At 55.2% G+C, this 13,848-nt stretch carries 14 protein-coding genes and 1 pseudogene; 7 read left to right on the top strand and 8 right to left on the bottom strand.

Annotated features, from left to right (window positions below; all coding sequences use genetic code 11):
* Positions 1-152: 152 nt before the first annotated feature.
* A complete protein-coding gene (locus H4J77_RS10640; RefSeq protein WP_123890658.1) occupies positions 153-1,433 on the bottom strand; it encodes a TRAP transporter large permease in 1,281 nt (426 codons plus the stop codon).
* Between the two features lie 19 nt (positions 1,434-1,452).
* Positions 1,453-2,046, bottom strand: a complete 594-nt coding sequence (locus tag H4J77_RS10635) for a TRAP transporter small permease (RefSeq protein ID WP_123890659.1) — start codon at positions 2,044-2,046, stop codon at positions 1,453-1,455.
* A 240-nt stretch (positions 2,047-2,286) separates the two neighbouring features.
* Here H4J77_RS10635 and dctP point away from each other — a divergent pair, with 240 nt between their 5' ends.
* From dctP to dcd, 4 genes are all read left to right on the top strand, one after another.
* A complete protein-coding gene (gene dctP, locus H4J77_RS10630) occupies positions 2,287-3,441 on the top strand; it encodes a TRAP transporter substrate-binding protein DctP (RefSeq protein ID WP_123890660.1) in 1,155 nt (384 codons plus the stop codon).
* A gap of 134 nt (positions 3,442-3,575) precedes the next feature.
* The gene (locus tag H4J77_RS10625) at positions 3,576-4,955 is read left to right on the top strand and encodes an NAD-dependent succinate-semialdehyde dehydrogenase (RefSeq protein WP_182248276.1); all 1,380 of its coding nucleotides are present in this window, start codon (positions 3,576-3,578) and stop codon (positions 4,953-4,955) included.
* Between the two features lie 197 nt (positions 4,956-5,152).
* Positions 5,153-6,244: an iron-sulfur cluster carrier protein ApbC gene (gene apbC / locus H4J77_RS10620; RefSeq protein ID WP_182248274.1), complete on the top strand. Its 1,092-nt coding sequence runs from the start codon at positions 5,153-5,155 to the stop codon at positions 6,242-6,244.
* Between the two features lie 70 nt (positions 6,245-6,314).
* Positions 6,315-6,881, top strand: coding sequence for a dCTP deaminase (gene dcd, locus H4J77_RS10615; RefSeq protein WP_182248272.1), 567 nt, complete (start codon positions 6,315-6,317; stop codon positions 6,879-6,881).
* Between the two features lie 197 nt (positions 6,882-7,078).
* Here dcd and H4J77_RS10610 read toward each other — a convergent pair whose 3' ends face one another.
* The 4 genes from H4J77_RS10610 to H4J77_RS10595 all read right to left on the bottom strand — a co-directional run bounded on the left by H4J77_RS10610 (position 7,079) and on the right by H4J77_RS10595 (position 9,300).
* Positions 7,079-7,795: a TorF family putative porin gene (locus H4J77_RS10610; protein ID WP_182248270.1), complete on the bottom strand. Its 717-nt coding sequence runs from the start codon at positions 7,793-7,795 to the stop codon at positions 7,079-7,081.
* 269 nt (positions 7,796-8,064) lie between these two features.
* Positions 8,065-8,472 (bottom strand): GNAT family N-acetyltransferase, encoded by a 408-nt coding sequence (locus tag H4J77_RS10605; RefSeq protein ID WP_182248268.1) that lies wholly within the window; start codon positions 8,470-8,472, stop codon positions 8,065-8,067.
* A 71-nt stretch (positions 8,473-8,543) separates the two neighbouring features.
* Positions 8,544-8,837 carry a DUF1328 domain-containing protein gene (locus H4J77_RS19760; RefSeq protein WP_220469328.1) on the bottom strand — a complete coding sequence of 98 codons (294 nt, stop codon included), beginning with the start codon at positions 8,835-8,837 and terminating at the stop codon, positions 8,544-8,546.
* A gap of 40 nt (positions 8,838-8,877) precedes the next feature.
* Positions 8,878-9,300 carry a BON domain-containing protein gene (locus H4J77_RS10595; RefSeq protein ID WP_123889038.1) on the bottom strand — a complete coding sequence of 141 codons (423 nt, stop codon included), beginning with the start codon at positions 9,298-9,300 and terminating at the stop codon, positions 8,878-8,880.
* A 245-nt stretch (positions 9,301-9,545) separates the two neighbouring features.
* Here H4J77_RS10595 and algB point away from each other — a divergent pair, with 245 nt between their 5' ends.
* Both algB and H4J77_RS10585 read left to right on the top strand, forming a co-directional pair.
* Positions 9,546-10,889 carry a sigma-54-dependent response regulator transcription factor AlgB gene (algB, locus tag H4J77_RS10590; RefSeq protein ID WP_123889037.1) on the top strand — a complete coding sequence of 448 codons (1,344 nt, stop codon included), beginning with the start codon at positions 9,546-9,548 and terminating at the stop codon, positions 10,887-10,889.
* A complete protein-coding gene (locus tag H4J77_RS10585) occupies positions 10,886-12,664 on the top strand; it encodes a KinB sensor domain-containing domain (protein ID WP_123889036.1) in 1,779 nt (592 codons plus the stop codon). Before algB ends, H4J77_RS10585 begins: the two co-directional genes overlap by 4 nt.
* A 7-nt stretch (positions 12,665-12,671) precedes the next feature.
* On the opposite strand, the gene H4J77_RS10580 is transcribed toward H4J77_RS10585, so the two are convergent.
* A complete protein-coding gene (locus H4J77_RS10580; protein ID WP_123889035.1) occupies positions 12,672-12,887 on the bottom strand; it encodes a hypothetical protein in 216 nt (71 codons plus the stop codon).
* A 101-nt stretch (positions 12,888-12,988) separates the two neighbouring features.
* On the opposite strand from H4J77_RS10580, the gene H4J77_RS10575 reads away from it, so the two are divergent.
* Positions 12,989-13,258 (top strand): ORF6N domain-containing protein, encoded by a 270-nt coding sequence (locus tag H4J77_RS10575; RefSeq protein WP_220469327.1) that lies wholly within the window; start codon positions 12,989-12,991, stop codon positions 13,256-13,258.
* A 126-nt stretch (positions 13,259-13,384) separates the two neighbouring features.
* Here H4J77_RS10575 and H4J77_RS20380 read toward each other — a convergent pair.
* Positions 13,385-13,819, bottom strand: a pseudogene (locus H4J77_RS20380) (methyl-accepting chemotaxis protein); the annotation flags it as partial.
* Positions 13,820-13,848 lie beyond the last annotated feature (29 nt).

Here is a 13,848-nt window from a genome sequence, read left to right as displayed (position 1 = left end):
GTGGCGATAGGTTGTCATAAAATGAGACTTTGGTCTCGTTTTAAACACGTTTTTGCTATTTGTTGAAAATAAAGCCCAAGGCCCTTGCTGTGTCGTGCGACATCGCAAGGGATTTCAGGTTTTTAGGTGAGTCAGGGACGGTTTAATGAAGCTTAGTGAGCCAGCGAAGGCAGCCAGAGCGACAGGCTAGGGAACATAACCAGCAGCAGTGTTGCGAACAGCAGGATCAAAATGAAGGGCAGCGTGCCCCTGATAACGTCGAAGTAGGGACGTCGGAAAATCGCCATCGCGGTAAAGATGTCGCAACCGAAGGGCGGGGTGGCAGAGCCAATCGCAGCCTGCAAGGTTACGATGACACCCACATGAATAGGGTCCAGGCCTGAGGCTTCTACCGCAGGTTTGAACAGTGGGGTCAGGATCAGGATGACGACGATGGGATCAACGAACATGCAGCCAATAAAGAACGAAACGGCGATCAGCGCTAGCACCATAGTAGGACTATCACCGATGCTGGCGATGACCGGGTCAAGAATCGCCTGGGGAATACCGGCAAAGGAAATCGTATAGGTAAAGGCGTTGCCAGCCGCGACCAGGATAAACACGACAGCGGTGATCAGGCCGGTAGAGAGCGCTATATCCCAGAGCTCTTTTACGTTAACTGATCGCAGTATGACTATTTCGAGAATCAGCGCATACAGTACAGCAATAGCAGCTGCTTCGGTCGGGCTGAAAATGCCGCCGTAGATGCCGCCGACAACCACCAGGGGAAAGCCGAGGGGTAGTATCGCTTTCTTCAATGCCTCACAGCGATGAGCCCAGCTGGCTCGCTCTTCTGGCTCAATGCCCATGCGAATCGAGGTTATCCAGCAATAAACCGAGATCAGCAGCAGAATCAGCAGTCCTGGCAGAATGCCCGCGATAAATAGATCGCCGATGGATGCACCTGATACCACGCCGTAGATAATCATGCCGATGCTGGGTGGGATTAACAGGGCGATGTCACTGGCGTTGATGATCAGCGCGATACTGAATGCGTCGGAATAGCCTTTTTCCAGTAGCTTGGGGCGCATCGGTCCACCCATCGCAACCACTGTTGCCTGCGTAGAGCCCGATACCGCACCAAATAATGTGCAGCTTGCCGCCGTGGTGATGGGCAAGCCCCCACGCAAGTGACCGACGAAGCTCTGTACGAGGTCTAGCAGTCGCTGTGAGGTATGTCCTCGGGTCATCAGGTCTGCCGCAAATATAAATAGCGGCACGGCGGCCAGGGCCCAGGACTGTACGCCGCTGATCATTTGCCCCATCAGTAGGCCAACGTTACCCATGTCGATAACGAGAAACAGCAGCATCAGGCTCGCTACCAGCAGCGGGACCATCATGGGGAAGCCCAGCATTAGCAGCACGATCATGGTTATAACGGTCAGAGTCAGCATGCGGGTCCAGTTCTAGCGGTTAGATGGCGCCGTCATCGGGGACGGCGTCGTACTCTTCCTTCTCATTGAAGGAGCGGTATATCTCGCGAGAGGTGAGGTTACGGATAGCGGTTAGCCAATACTGGATGCCGGCGAGTGCAAAGCCTATGGGCGCAGCCAGGTAGGGAATCCAGAGCTGTATTTGCAGCGCCGACGTTGTCCTCCCCCGGCTTTGGATTGAGCTGACGTACTCCCAAGCGTAGTAAGAGAAATAGAACATCAGCGCGCCCGTCACCAGGCTTATGAAAATCAACAGCGCCTTGCGTGGCCAGCCGCTGAGCTGATCGTAGAAGGCTGACATGCAGATGTGTCGGGCGCGTCGCACACCGTAGCCGAGGCCAGCAAAGGTCATAATGATCAGGCTGATCTGAGTCATTTCGACTTGGCCGGTGAGGCCGGTGCCGAACAGCTGGCGACCTAGAACGTGGACGATAAGCATACCTGCAAGAAACAGTACGCTGACCCCAAGGATGACTTTCTCGATATACTCCGACGTTCGATCCAGCGTGCGCAGTGCTTTGCTCAGCAATGCGGCTGGAGGGTTGCTGGCCGACTTATCGCCAGGCTCGGGCATCGAGCTGTCCTCTGCTTGGCCTGTTGAGTCAGGCTCTGACCAGCATGTCAGGAGCAACATATCTGGCTTGAGTTGGTGTGTGTAAATCGGTCTCTGCTGAATGCGCCGCGCAGGGGTCGATTTGCGATCTCTTTTTTTTTTTGAACATACCTGATCTAAAGCGGTTTTGCACGGGTGGACATCCGCTGGTCGTATGGTAGGGTTATTCAGCTAACCAGAACAGTTTATAAGGAGTGTTCCATGAATTGGCGTAATGGATGTATTGGTGCAGCAGCGGTTTTGTTGGCCGCTTGTGGTTCTGATGAAGAGCCGAAAGCAACTAACGCAGCACCTGAGGCAGAGGCAGAAAAGACTGCAGCTGCTGAGCCCGAAACCTGGGGTTTTGCCCTGGAAGAGATCGAAGGTAGCGTCCAGTACGAGTACGGTGCGAAGTTTGCCGAGCTGGTAAAGGAAAAAACCGATGGCGAGGTTGAGGTCAAGCTCTATACCTATGGCCAGTTGGGTGGTCTGACCGATATTTATGATCAGGTTCAATCTGGCGCCGTGCAGTTTGCCTTTGGTTCCGGTTTCCTGGGCGGCACTGTCCCCGAGTCTCAGTTGTTCAGCCTGAACTTTGTACTGACTGACGACGAGAAAACCAACGCTGAAATTCTGAACGCGCCTGAATTCCGTAAGAACGAGGATCTGGTTGCGTCATTCCGTGAGCGTGACTTGCAGCCGCTCGCCATTGTGCCCGAAGGCTGGCAGGTGTGGAGTGCCAACAAGGCAGTGCGTTCGCCCGCCGATTTCGATGGCCTGGCGTTGCGCACCATGGATAACCGCCTGTTGCGCGAAACCTACAGCGCATACGGTGCTGATCCGACCACCATGGAATACGGTGAGTTGTTCAGTGGCATGCAGCTGGGGCAGTTGGATGGCAACATTCAGCCTATCTTTGCCCACCAGGAGATGGACTTCTACAAGGTGCAGGATTACCTCATCTTCGCCAATCAGGCTGAGTTCATCGCGACCTTTATGGCTAACAGCCCATGGTATGACGGCCTGAGCCAAGAGCGTAAAGATGTTATCGAAGAGGTGGTAACCGAGTTGGTGCCTTACACCCACGATGTTCAGACTCGTCTGAATACCGAGCGCCTGGATATCATCACTGAAAACAGCGACATCGAACTGGTTTATCTCACTCCGGAAGAGCGCGCGGTATTCCGTGAGCGCAGTCTGCCAGTGCGTGACGTTTTCTCCGAAATGGTCGGTGAGCGCGGCACACGCTTGATGAATGCGCTGCTTGAGCAGGTTGAAAAAGCCGAAGCTGACAAAGCCGGTATGGCTGCTGAGCAACCCGCTGCAGAAGAGCCCGAAGCCGAGACTGAAGAGCCAGCGATGGATGAAGCTGCTTAATCAGCTTATGGCTCCATGGCAAGTGAGGTAATTGCTTGTTATCAAGAAAAACCGGATTGGCGTGAGCTAATCCGGTTTTTTTGTGGTCGCAAGTAAACGACGTAATCGAGTTACCCACTCAAACGGAGAACACCATGAGCAACACCGTCAACACAATTGACCCAAGCACAGGTGAGAAAATTGCTGAATATCAACTGCTGAGTCAGGAGCAGGCCAGCGCTGCGATTGATCGTGCCGACGCGGCGTTCCAGGCCTGGCGGCTAGAGAGCTTTGCCAATCGCGGTAAGGTACTGAACAAGATGGCTGACCTGATTGAGCAGCACAGTGACGAGCTGGCGCAGCTGATGACGCGCGAGATGGGCAAGCCGATCGATCAGGGTGGTCAGGAGTGTCAGCTATGTGCTGCTATCTGCCGCTATTCTGCAGAACAAGGCCCAGACCAGTTAGCAGATGAAACCCGGCCGTTGGAAGGAGGTCGAGCGCTGATCAGCTATCAGCCCATTGGCGTCATCCTGGGCATCCAGCCATGGAACTTCCCGCTTTATCAGGTGATTCGCTATAGCGCCTGCAACATCATGGCGGGTAACACCACCGTATTGAAGCACGCTAGCAACGTATTTGGCATGGCGCAGAAGATTGAGCAGCTTTATCTTGAGGCTGGACTACCTGAAGGCGTTTTTCAGTCGCTGCTGATGGATGGGGCGAGTGCGGGTAAGCTGGTTGCGCATCCCAAAGTGCGTGGCGTGACCTTTACCGGTAGTGATAATACCGGCAAGAAGATTGCCGAAGCCGCGGGCAAGGTCGTCAAGAAGACCGTGCTGGAATTAGGCAGCAACGATGCCTATGTCGTGCTCTCTGATGCGGATATCAAGCGGGCGGTTAAGACCTGTGTACAGGGCCGGATAATCAATAACGGTGAGACCTGTGTTTCAGCCAAGCGTTTCGTGGTGTCAGCCGATGTGTACGACGCATTTCGCGATCAGTTTGTAGAGCAGATGGCGGCGATCAAGATGGGTGATCCGACGCAGAAGGGTACTCAACTGGGCCCCATAGCGCGCGAAGATCTACGCGACACTCTGCATGGGCAAGTCGAGGAGTCGGTGCGCAAGGGTGCCACGATCAGCACTGGCGGCAAGATTCCTGCAGGGAAGGGCTTCTATTACCCCGCTACCGTGCTCGAAGACGTGAAACCGGGTATGCCTGCTTACGATGGCGAATTGTTTGGACCGGTTGCTTCATTGATTCGAGCTGCCGACGATGAGGATGCCATGCGTATTGCTAACGACTCGCGTTATGGCCTGGGCGGCGGAATTTTCTCGCGTAACGAAGATCGTGCGATTGAGCTGGCCCGCCTGCACTTTGATACCGGTATGGTTAACATCAACGGTTATAACCTGGCGCAGCCGCACCTGCCCTTTGGCGGCGTAAAAGATAGTGGATATGGTCGTGAGCATGGCGGCTTCGGCGTTCGCGAGTTCGTCAATATCAAGGCGGTGATGATTAATCAGCAGTAATCCCTCGGCCGCCTGACCCTGTTCAAGGGCAAGGCGGCTTGCATAGTTGCGCTAGAACAGCCTGGTGAGCCTATCGCTCATTCCAGGTTTTGTTCTATGTGCGTTATCCCATTCTTGCGCGGTTATCACGGCGGCCTTTCATGATCGTCAGCGAGTCAGTAGCATAGCGTTCATTCATTCGTGATCCGGATAAGCATATGTGCCAAGTTGATCGTGCCGCTGTTGAGCGAGCCATCGCCGAATACCAAGACCCTTACCTCAAAACTGATCTGATCAGCTGTGGCTGCCTGCGTCAGTTGGATATTGACGGCGGTGTGGTGACTGCAGAGCTGGTGCTGGGTTACGCCGCTGGCTCCATCGTGGGCGGAATTGGCCACATGATTCAAACCGCAGTGGAGAATGTGGAAGGTGTTAGTTCGGCGCAGATAAAGGTGCGTTGTGAGGTTGCCGCTGGCGAGCTTCAAGGCAAGGTGCCGGCAATGGCCAAGGTGAAAAATGTTATCGCCGTCGCTTCGGGCAAGGGTGGCGTGGGCAAGTCCACGACGGCCGTCAACCTAGCGCTGGCTTTGGCGCGCGAAGGTGCCAAGGTGGGTGTGCTGGATGCTGATATATACGGTCCCAGCATGGGCATGATGCTCGGGCTGCCGGAGGGTACTCGCCCTGAGGTGCATGACAACAAGTGGTTTATCCCGCCACGTGCGCATGGGCTGCAAGTGATGTCGATGGCCTTTCTGGTTGACGATAATACCCCCGTGGTCTGGCGCGGCCCCATGGTATCCGGTGCGCTGATGCAGCTGTTAACCCAGTCTGCCTGGGATGAGCTCGACTATCTGGTGGTTGATATGCCGCCAGGAACAGGCGATATCCAGCTTACGCTGGCGCAGAAAGTGCCGGTTACCGGCGCCGTTATTGTCACCACGCCGCAGGATCTCGCGCTACTGGACGCCAAGAAAGGCATAGGTATGTTCGAGAAAGTGAATATTCCGGTGCTGGGGGTGGTTGAAAACATGGCCATTCACATTTGTTCCAACTGTGGTCATGCCGAGCATTTATTCGGTGAGGGTGGTGGCGAACGCCTCGCAGATGAGTATGGCGTCGACCTGCTGGCGTCCATGCCCTTGTCCATGATGATTCGCGAGCAGGCCGACGGTGGCAAGCCAACCGTAGTGGCTCAGCCGGAATGTCAGATCAGCATGATCTATCAGGATATGGCACGCCATGTGGGTGCTCGTATTACGCAGCAGGCCGGTGCGCAGGGGATGCCGCAGATCAGCATCAGTGATGACTGATCGCGGCCTTTTGTCCGCCCCCATAACCCGGTAACATGCAGGCTCTTTTTCGACCAGTTCAGGACACACCATGAGCATCAAAGCCGACCGTTGGATCCGCAGAATGTCCCAGGAGCAGGGGATGATCGAACCCTTTGTCGAGCGCCAGGTGCGCGGCGCCGAAGGTGATCGGGTGATCTCCTATGGTGTGTCGAGCTACGGCTACGATGTACGTTGCGCGGATGAGTTCAAGGTATTCACTAACATCCACTCTGCCACCGTCGATCCCAAGAACTTCGATGAAAAAAGCTTTGTGGATGTTAAGGGCGATGTTTGCATTATTCCGCCAAACTCTTTTGTCTTGGCCCGCACGGTGGAGTACTTCCGTATCCCGCGTGATGTGCTGACTATTTGCCTGGGCAAGAGTACCTACGCACGCTGCGGCATTATCGTGAACGTGACGCCGCTTGAACCGGAGTGGGAAGGGCACGTGACGCTGGAGTTTTCCAATACCACAACCTTGCCAGCGAAGATTTATGCTAATGAAGGTGTGGCGCAGATGCTGTTCTTCGAGTCCGATGAGTCCTGTGAGGTGTCTTATCGCGATCGCGGGGGTAAATATCAGGGGCAGCGAGGAGTGACCTTGCCGCGAGCCTGATGCGTCCGTAGCATTGGCTAGAACCGGCCCTTATGGCCGGTTTTTTGTGCGTGCAGGTTGATACGGCGAATGTGGTCATAAATAAAAAAGCCGGCCTGCTTACCCTGCCGTGGAACAGGGGGGCGCGAAACCGGCATAAAGTACTGCTTAGCTGACGGGAACCCTCGGAGCAGGGCGACCGTTTACAGATTCAGGACTTACAGCGTTTTTGATACTGAGAACGTGAAGTTCGAGTCACATGAATCCTTGCTTGAGTAACCGCAGTCGTCACCCAGATCGGTATCGCTGTACATCAGTGCTACGTCCAGTCCCAGCATGTTTTTGCCGATGCTGACCGCCCAATCACCATACTTTTCGTCACCGCTGACGCCGTCGAGTGGGTCCTTGGTGTCAGTCAGGCCGTAGTGCAAGCCGAGGCCGATGTCGTAGGGCAGGGCAAAGCCATAGTCGATATAGGTATAAAGCTGGCTTTGCGGGTCGTACGCGTAATTGGCACCTAGAGTGAAGCCGTACAGGCTGACGCTGGCCAGCGCTTCGTCATAATCGATTTCGCTGTTTTTTGGGTAGGTATAAGTAGCCCAGGAGAGGTCATAAGTGATGTCGTCAGTAATGACGCCACCGTAACCGGCGTAGTAATCGATTTCTACGCTGGAGCCGCCAAAGTCTTCGGAGTCGATATTGGATGCCCAGGCGCCGATATACAGACCGCTTTCGTGTGCGATGTCCAGGCTGCCCTGGATTGCTCCAACTCCGTCGGTTTGCGACTGACCGCGCCAGATATAGTCGGTAGCCAGGGTGGCAGTCATGCTGACATCCATCTCGCCGATCGCGGTATCGTATGCTTCAGCGTGAGCCATGTTGGCAAAGGACAGCGTGCTGGCGGTAGCTACGGCAACTGCAAGTTTCTTCATCATCGCGTGTTTCCCCAAATGTTTTTGATTAAATGCGTTGGCAGTTGTCACATAGCATTTTGCTTGCCAGTTTTTTAATCCCTTTGTTTTTCATTTGCTTAGGTTGTTTTTATGCGAAAGGTTATTAACGGGAAGGGGGGGCGTAAACGCTTAAACGCACTATCAGGGTGCGAAAAAAACAGGCAATGATACAAAGCGTGGCAATGTGCTGGCACATTAGGCTTGTTGATGCGGTTGGCTAGCAAGGAGAGGGCGAACCGGGGATCAGGTGATCAGCAGCTAACCAGTGGTACCAGTTCTTTATGGCGTTGGTAGCGCAGCAGGCGATCAGCCAACGATTCGGGTAAATCACAGGCCAGGTCGAAGCCTGCACCCGTGTAGAGAGGAACTAGTCCAGGTGAGCAGAATAACCAGATAGGGCCGGTGTAATGATGTCTGATGGCTGTGAGCAGAGCGTTCGCGTAACCACGGTGTCGGCGAGCTGGGTCAACCAGCAGGCTGGTCAACCAATAGCCATCAGCAACCGGTTGCAAACAAAGGCTGCAGATAATCTGCTCGCTTTCCTTGCCAACCCAGACCTGATGCTGACGGTTCACCTTGGCCCCGCGTTGGTAGCGGCGATAGAAGCGGTTCGCTAGCGGATAGAGGAGCGGCGGTAGTTGGCTGATGTCGAGTAGCATTAAGGGGTATTAACAGGGTCAGGACACGATGGCAGAGCATTGTGTCACAGTCACGTAGCCAGCCGCCAAGATCAGTGCAGTCGTTGCACGCGTCGGCGTCGGTTCAACAATATGGTGCCGATAAATAACAGCAGAAACATACCGAAGCAGGCCTTGCCCAATGCCGCGGCAGTGGAGCCAAATCCGCCAAAGGTAAATACGGCGGCCGTAACGGTCATGATGAAAAACGCGATTGCCCAGTTAAGCAAGGGGTACCTCCGGGAGTAAGCAGGTTTGCCGGCGGTGCTGTGCGAGAGCTCAATAGCGCCCGGCAGTGTTGCTTCCTTTATGTGGAAATAGATCGCCGGCTTTTGCTCCATGTTCATCTTTTGTCATCCATAGTGTGTTGAGGTGCCGAGTCATTGATTAGAGACGAAGGGTAGGGCCGCGATCAGTGGTGACGCTGGTACTTACCCAGCGTGCCTCCTCCAGCGCGTTGGTTGTGCCTATCCTCAGCTGGCTGGCGTCGATGGCACGCACGCCCGGCGTGTTGCGTGCGGTGGCGACGGCAACGCGCTTGTCAGCCATATCCTGGACCACACCGCTGAGCGTGACCGCGCCGCGTTGGGCGTGTACCCGGATGTTGATCCCGTCGGTGTTGCCATCCCACTGCAGACGCGACTGCAAGGTGGCCGTCAGCACGCGATCATCATCCATGGGGATGCCTTGGTCTTGACGTTGCTCAGTTGGCAAGGTGTGCCCGTTGCCGTCGGCATGCGCTGCCATAGGCAGAAAACTGGCCAAGCTGAGTGAGAGTGCAAGCAAAGCAGTGCGGTTTGCGCTGTGCATGGTGTCAATCTCCATTCAATGTCCGTATCAGGGCCGGCGACATGACCCGTGACTAATTACGTATAGTTAGAGCAACTGCTGTGCCAGTTATTTTTAAAATTAAAAATACTTAAAAATCAGTTACTTAATTGATAGTCATTGCAATAGAGAGAGTGCAAGTTGCAAGATTGCCCGATTACTATCATGCAACTTGCACGACATTGCGTAGTCACATCTCTCGTACCTTTCTTGGAGTAGGCGAACAAATGGAATCAGCGCAGAAAAATGGGCGTATTTTGCTGGTGGATGATGAGCCGGCGATTCTCAGAACCTTCCGCTATTGTCTGGAGGATGAGGGGTATCAGGTCGCCACAGCTGCCAGTGCTGCCCAAGCAGAGTCGGTACTGCATAGTCAGGTATTTGATTTGTGCTTTCTTGACTTGCGTCTGGGCGAAGACAACGGCTTGGACGTTATGGCAAAAATGCGGGTAGTTGCACCCTGGATGCGCGTTGTCATTGTGACCGCTCACTCCGCCGTAGATACCGCCGTTGATGCGATGCAAGCGGGTGCTGCTGATTATCTGGTCAAGCCCTGCAGCCCTGACCAGCTGCGCATGTCGGCCGTCAAGCAACTTGAGATGCGGCAGATGGCGGCGCGGCTGGAAGTGCTGGAGGGCGAGGTAAAGCAGCCGCAGACCCGGGGTGACTCACAGAGCCCGGAAATGATGGCAGTACTGGAAACGGCACGCCAAGTGGCGGTGACAGACGCCAATATTCTGATTTTGGGCGAGTCAGGCACGGGCAAGGGAGAGCTTTCCCGCTTGATTCACGGTTGGAGCCGACGCGCAAAAAAATCCTGCATCACCATTAACTGCCCTTCGCTGACGGCCGAGTTGATGGAAAGCGAGCTTTTTGGTCACACCAAGGGCGCCTTTACCGGCGCGACTGAAAACACCCTGGGTAGGGTCAATCAGGCGGACGGCGGCACTCTTTTTCTTGATGAGATCGGAGACTTTCCGCTGACACTGCAGCCCAAGCTCCTGCGCTTTATCCAGGATAAAGAGTATGAACGGGTAGGTGACCCGGTCACGCGTCACGCTGATGTGCGCATCCTGGCCGCCACCAACCTGGATCTCGGCGATATGGTTAAAGAGGGGCGTTTCCGCGAGGATCTGCTTTATCGCCTGAATGTCATCACGCTGACGTTGCCTCCGCTGCGAGACCGCCGCGATGACATCATGGCGCTGGCCGAACGTTTTCTTGCCGGCTTCGTCAAAGATTATGCTCGCCCGGCTGCGGGCTTTAGCCCAGAGGCCCGGGACGCGTTGCTGAGTTACCGTTGGCCCGGCAACATTCGAGAGCTGCGCAATGTGGTTGAGCGTGCCAGCATTATCTGCGGTGAGGAGTTGGTTCAGGTATCGCACTTGGGGTTGACTGCGCCTGACGCCAGCACTGCGCCGAGAGTGGGCGCGGAACTGAGCCTTGATGAGTTGGAACGAGCTCACATTGCTGCTGTGCTTGCGGCCAGCTCTACCCTGGATCAGGCGGCCAGAACATTGGGTATCGATGCGTCAACGCTCTACCGCAAACGAAAGCAGCTTGGCTTATGAAACTACGCACGCAACTTTTCCTCAGCAGTAGTGCATTGATCACGGTGGCGCTGGTCGGTTTGGTCGTGGGTATGGTGGGTGTACTGAGCCTGACCCAATCGCAGAAACTGTCGATGAGTAGCAACCTGGGCATTATCAAGGCAACACTCGGGCTGCGGCAGGAGATAGGGCACCAGGTCACCCTGCTGGTGGGGGAGGATCTTGATCGTAAGCGTCTGGATGAGTCCGATGCGAGTTTCAAGCGCTGGCTGCAGGTTGCCAAGGCGCATGCGGTAGATGACTCTGATCGTTCTGCCATTGCAGAAATCGAGGCAGCCTACGCTGTCTACGATGACGTCCTCCAGCGCCCATTGACGCTGCGGCGAGAGTTGCTGTCCAACGACACGTTCAGCAGCACCGTCTCGGTAATGCGCGATCGGATCAATGAAATTCAGAATCGTTATGTAGAGAAAGCGGAAAGAGTTGAAGTTGCTGCTCATCAGCGAGCCTGGCTGATTGCCGGCTTGCTCGGGCTGATCGGGCTGGCTGTGTTACTTCTGGGTTTGCTGACGGCCAATAGCATTGCACGGCGTTTTGCGCAGCCCATCGAAGGCTTGGCTAAAGCAGCAGATCAGGTGAGCACGGGCGATTTTAATGTAACGCTACCCGTCTCTCCGGTCCTGGAGGTGTCGGCGCTTAGCCGACGCTTTGGCGTCATGGCCGAAGCCCTGCGTGAATTCAAAAGCGGCGATATGGAGGCGCTCAAAAGTGAGCAGAGACGCTTGCAAGCGGTGCTGGATAGTATCGACGACGGTCTGTTGATTCTTGACCAAGATGGTGAGGTTGAGCATTTTAACCCGGTTGCTCGACGTCAGCTGGATTGGGACTCACGTGAATTAGGGCAAAGCCTTGGGCTGGCAATGGGCAGACCCGAGCTGGATGATCAAGTGCGTGAGGTGCTGGCAGGAAACGCGCATAACAGCAGCGACCAGGAGGATCTGGAGGTCGAGGTCGCTGGTGAGATGCGTCTGCTCGATTACAGCCTGACACCGGTTTTGCGCACCGATACCTGGGTGCAGGGCGCGGTCATGGTACTGCGTGATGTGACGGATCAACGGGCGTTTGAACGTGTGCGCCGTGAGTTTGTGCTGCGCGCCTCACATGAGCTGCGCACGCCGGTAACCGGTATGCACATGGCATTCTCACTGCTGCAGGAGCGAGTGACCTTTGCTGAGGGCAGTCGTGAAGCCGATCTGCTCAGCGTAGTGGATGAGGAGATGCGTCGCCTGGTTGATTTGATCAACGACCTGCTTAATTTTTCGCGTTACCAGAATGGCCTGCAGAAACTCGACCTTGAGCCCTGTGACCCTGCCGAGTTGCTTGACCAGGCTGCAGCACGCTTCGCTGAGCAGGCGCGTAGGCTGGGTGTGAGCTTGAATATTGAAATTCATGATGAGATGCCACACGCAAGCCTGGACCGTCTGCAGATCGAGCGGGTGCTCGACAACTTGTTGGGCAACGCCCTGCGCCACTGTGACAAAGAGGGCTGTGTCTTGCTGCAGGGCCGCCGCCAGGGCGAGCGCATCATCATGAGCGTTGAGGATAATGGTGAGGGGATCGCGTTCAGTCAGCAGGGTAGGGTTTTTGAACCCTTTGTTCAGGTCGGCAGTAAAAAGGGCGGGGCAGGGCTCGGATTGGCTCTGTGCAAGGAAGTTGTCCAGTTGCACGGTGGTCATATCGCCGTACAGTCCAAGCCCGGTGAGGGCGCACGCTTCTACATGGTGCTGCCCATTTAGCTATCGTTTAGCGTTTACCCATGGAGCGTCGTGTGTTGCGCGGCGCCATGCCGATGCGCTGTTCGTGCTGATCTGAACCGGACTTACCCTTGTTCGGAGCTTTCGCCTTGCGTGCATTGGCGCTGGCGGCAGCAGAAAACAGCGATCCCAACCCTGGCAGTGTTGTTGAATCTGCTGGTGTCTGCGTTGCTGGTGCGTTTTCGTTACTGGTTTGATCGGTCATGGTGCGCTCGGTTGTGCATTGGCAAGGGGCGGCAAGTATACTGATTTATTGGAAAAGCGGTATGCGCTTTTGACTATTTTTTAAACAGTAGGAAACTTGCGGTGGCCATAACCCCGATTTTTCACGAGGGCGCTGAAACTCTTAGCCTGCGGCAACTGGATGAGCTTAATGCCGTGCCCAAGGGCACGAGCTTCAAGGCGTTCAAGCATTGCGCAGAACAATTGCAAGAGGGACGGGACTATTACTATTTGCCAGCGGACGAGAATAAAGCCTTGATCGACCTACTCAAATCGTCGGGTCAGATTTATGGCTCCACCGTTCACCTGGTTTTACTTACCCGTTCGGGGTATCAGCAAATACGGGCCGGTTAGGCGAACTTTTTCGGTATCGCTTTAAGGATGGGCTCAGGGCCGCTGGCAACGAGCGACCGCTATAGCTGATGGCCCGGTCGTCGTGGGTGGCGAGCGGGAATCCAGGTTTACCGGCTCGCCCAGTGCTTATTTGAGTTCATTGGCAAAGCGTCCCACAGCGTCTACAACCTGCTTGGCACCGGCTCTGATTTCAACGATGACCTCACCTGCCTGGTTGGCGAATGCGAGCCCCTTGGCGGCTTGTTCGCGGCTAACCGCCATATCGCGGACGGCTTCATCCGCTAGCGTTTGGTTCTTGTCCACTACGCTGATAATTTCTTCAGTTGCTGCGCTGGTCCGGCCAGCAAGCTGCCTTACCTCATCGGCTACCACGGCAAACCCGCGGCCTTGCTCACCTGCGCGGGCGGCTTCGATCGCAGCGTTGAGGGCCAACAGGTTGGTTTGCGCAGCAATACCGCTGATGGTCTGTACGATGGAGCTGATCAGCAAAGACTGCTTGCCTAGAGCTTCAATGCCTTGCGTGGCTGATTCAACCTGCTCAGCTACGCGATGCATGCTGCCCACGGTTTCTTGCACAACGCCGGCACCAC

Source organism: Pseudomonas sp. 5Ae-yellow (genome assembly GCF_014077575.1).
In the GTDB taxonomy this organism is placed as follows: domain Bacteria; phylum Pseudomonadota; class Gammaproteobacteria; order Pseudomonadales; family Pseudomonadaceae; genus Halopseudomonas; species Halopseudomonas neustonica.
The sequence above is the reverse complement of the archived record's forward strand: the minus strand, read 5'-3'. Positions and strand labels throughout refer to the sequence as shown.

What these genes read in the sequence shown, in the direction of transcription:
- dctP (WP_123890660.1), top strand. Translation starts at nt 2,287, where the DNA reads ATGAATTGGCGTAATGGATGTATTGGTGCAGCAGCGGTTTTGTTGGCC.
- algB (WP_123889037.1), top strand. Translation starts at nt 9,546, where the DNA reads ATGGAATCAGCGCAGAAAAATGGGCGTATTTTGCTGGTGGATGATGAG.
- H4J77_RS10580 (WP_123889035.1), bottom strand. Translation starts at nt 12,887, where the DNA reads ATGACCGATCAAACCAGTAACGAAAACGCACCAGCAACGCAGACACCA.
- H4J77_RS10605 (WP_182248268.1), bottom strand. Translation starts at nt 8,472, where the DNA reads ATGCTACTCGACATCAGCCAACTACCGCCGCTCCTCTATCCGCTAGCG.
- H4J77_RS10595 (WP_123889038.1), bottom strand. Translation starts at nt 9,300, where the DNA reads ATGCACAGCGCAAACCGCACTGCTTTGCTTGCACTCTCACTCAGCTTG.
- H4J77_RS10610 (WP_182248270.1), bottom strand. Translation starts at nt 7,795, where the DNA reads ATGATGAAGAAACTTGCAGTTGCCGTAGCTACCGCCAGCACGCTGTCC.
- H4J77_RS10585 (WP_123889036.1), top strand. Translation starts at nt 10,886, where the DNA reads ATGAAACTACGCACGCAACTTTTCCTCAGCAGTAGTGCATTGATCACG.
- dcd (WP_182248272.1), top strand. Translation starts at nt 6,315, where the DNA reads ATGAGCATCAAAGCCGACCGTTGGATCCGCAGAATGTCCCAGGAGCAG.
- H4J77_RS10640 (WP_123890658.1), bottom strand. Translation starts at nt 1,433, where the DNA reads ATGCTGACTCTGACCGTTATAACCATGATCGTGCTGCTAATGCTGGGC.
- H4J77_RS19760 (WP_220469328.1), bottom strand. Translation starts at nt 8,837, where the DNA reads ATGAACATGGAGCAAAAGCCGGCGATCTATTTCCACATAAAGGAAGCA.
- apbC (WP_182248274.1), top strand. Translation starts at nt 5,153, where the DNA reads ATGTGCCAAGTTGATCGTGCCGCTGTTGAGCGAGCCATCGCCGAATAC.
- H4J77_RS10625 (WP_182248276.1), top strand. Translation starts at nt 3,576, where the DNA reads ATGAGCAACACCGTCAACACAATTGACCCAAGCACAGGTGAGAAAATT.
- H4J77_RS10635 (WP_123890659.1), bottom strand. Translation starts at nt 2,046, where the DNA reads ATGCCCGAGCCTGGCGATAAGTCGGCCAGCAACCCTCCAGCCGCATTG.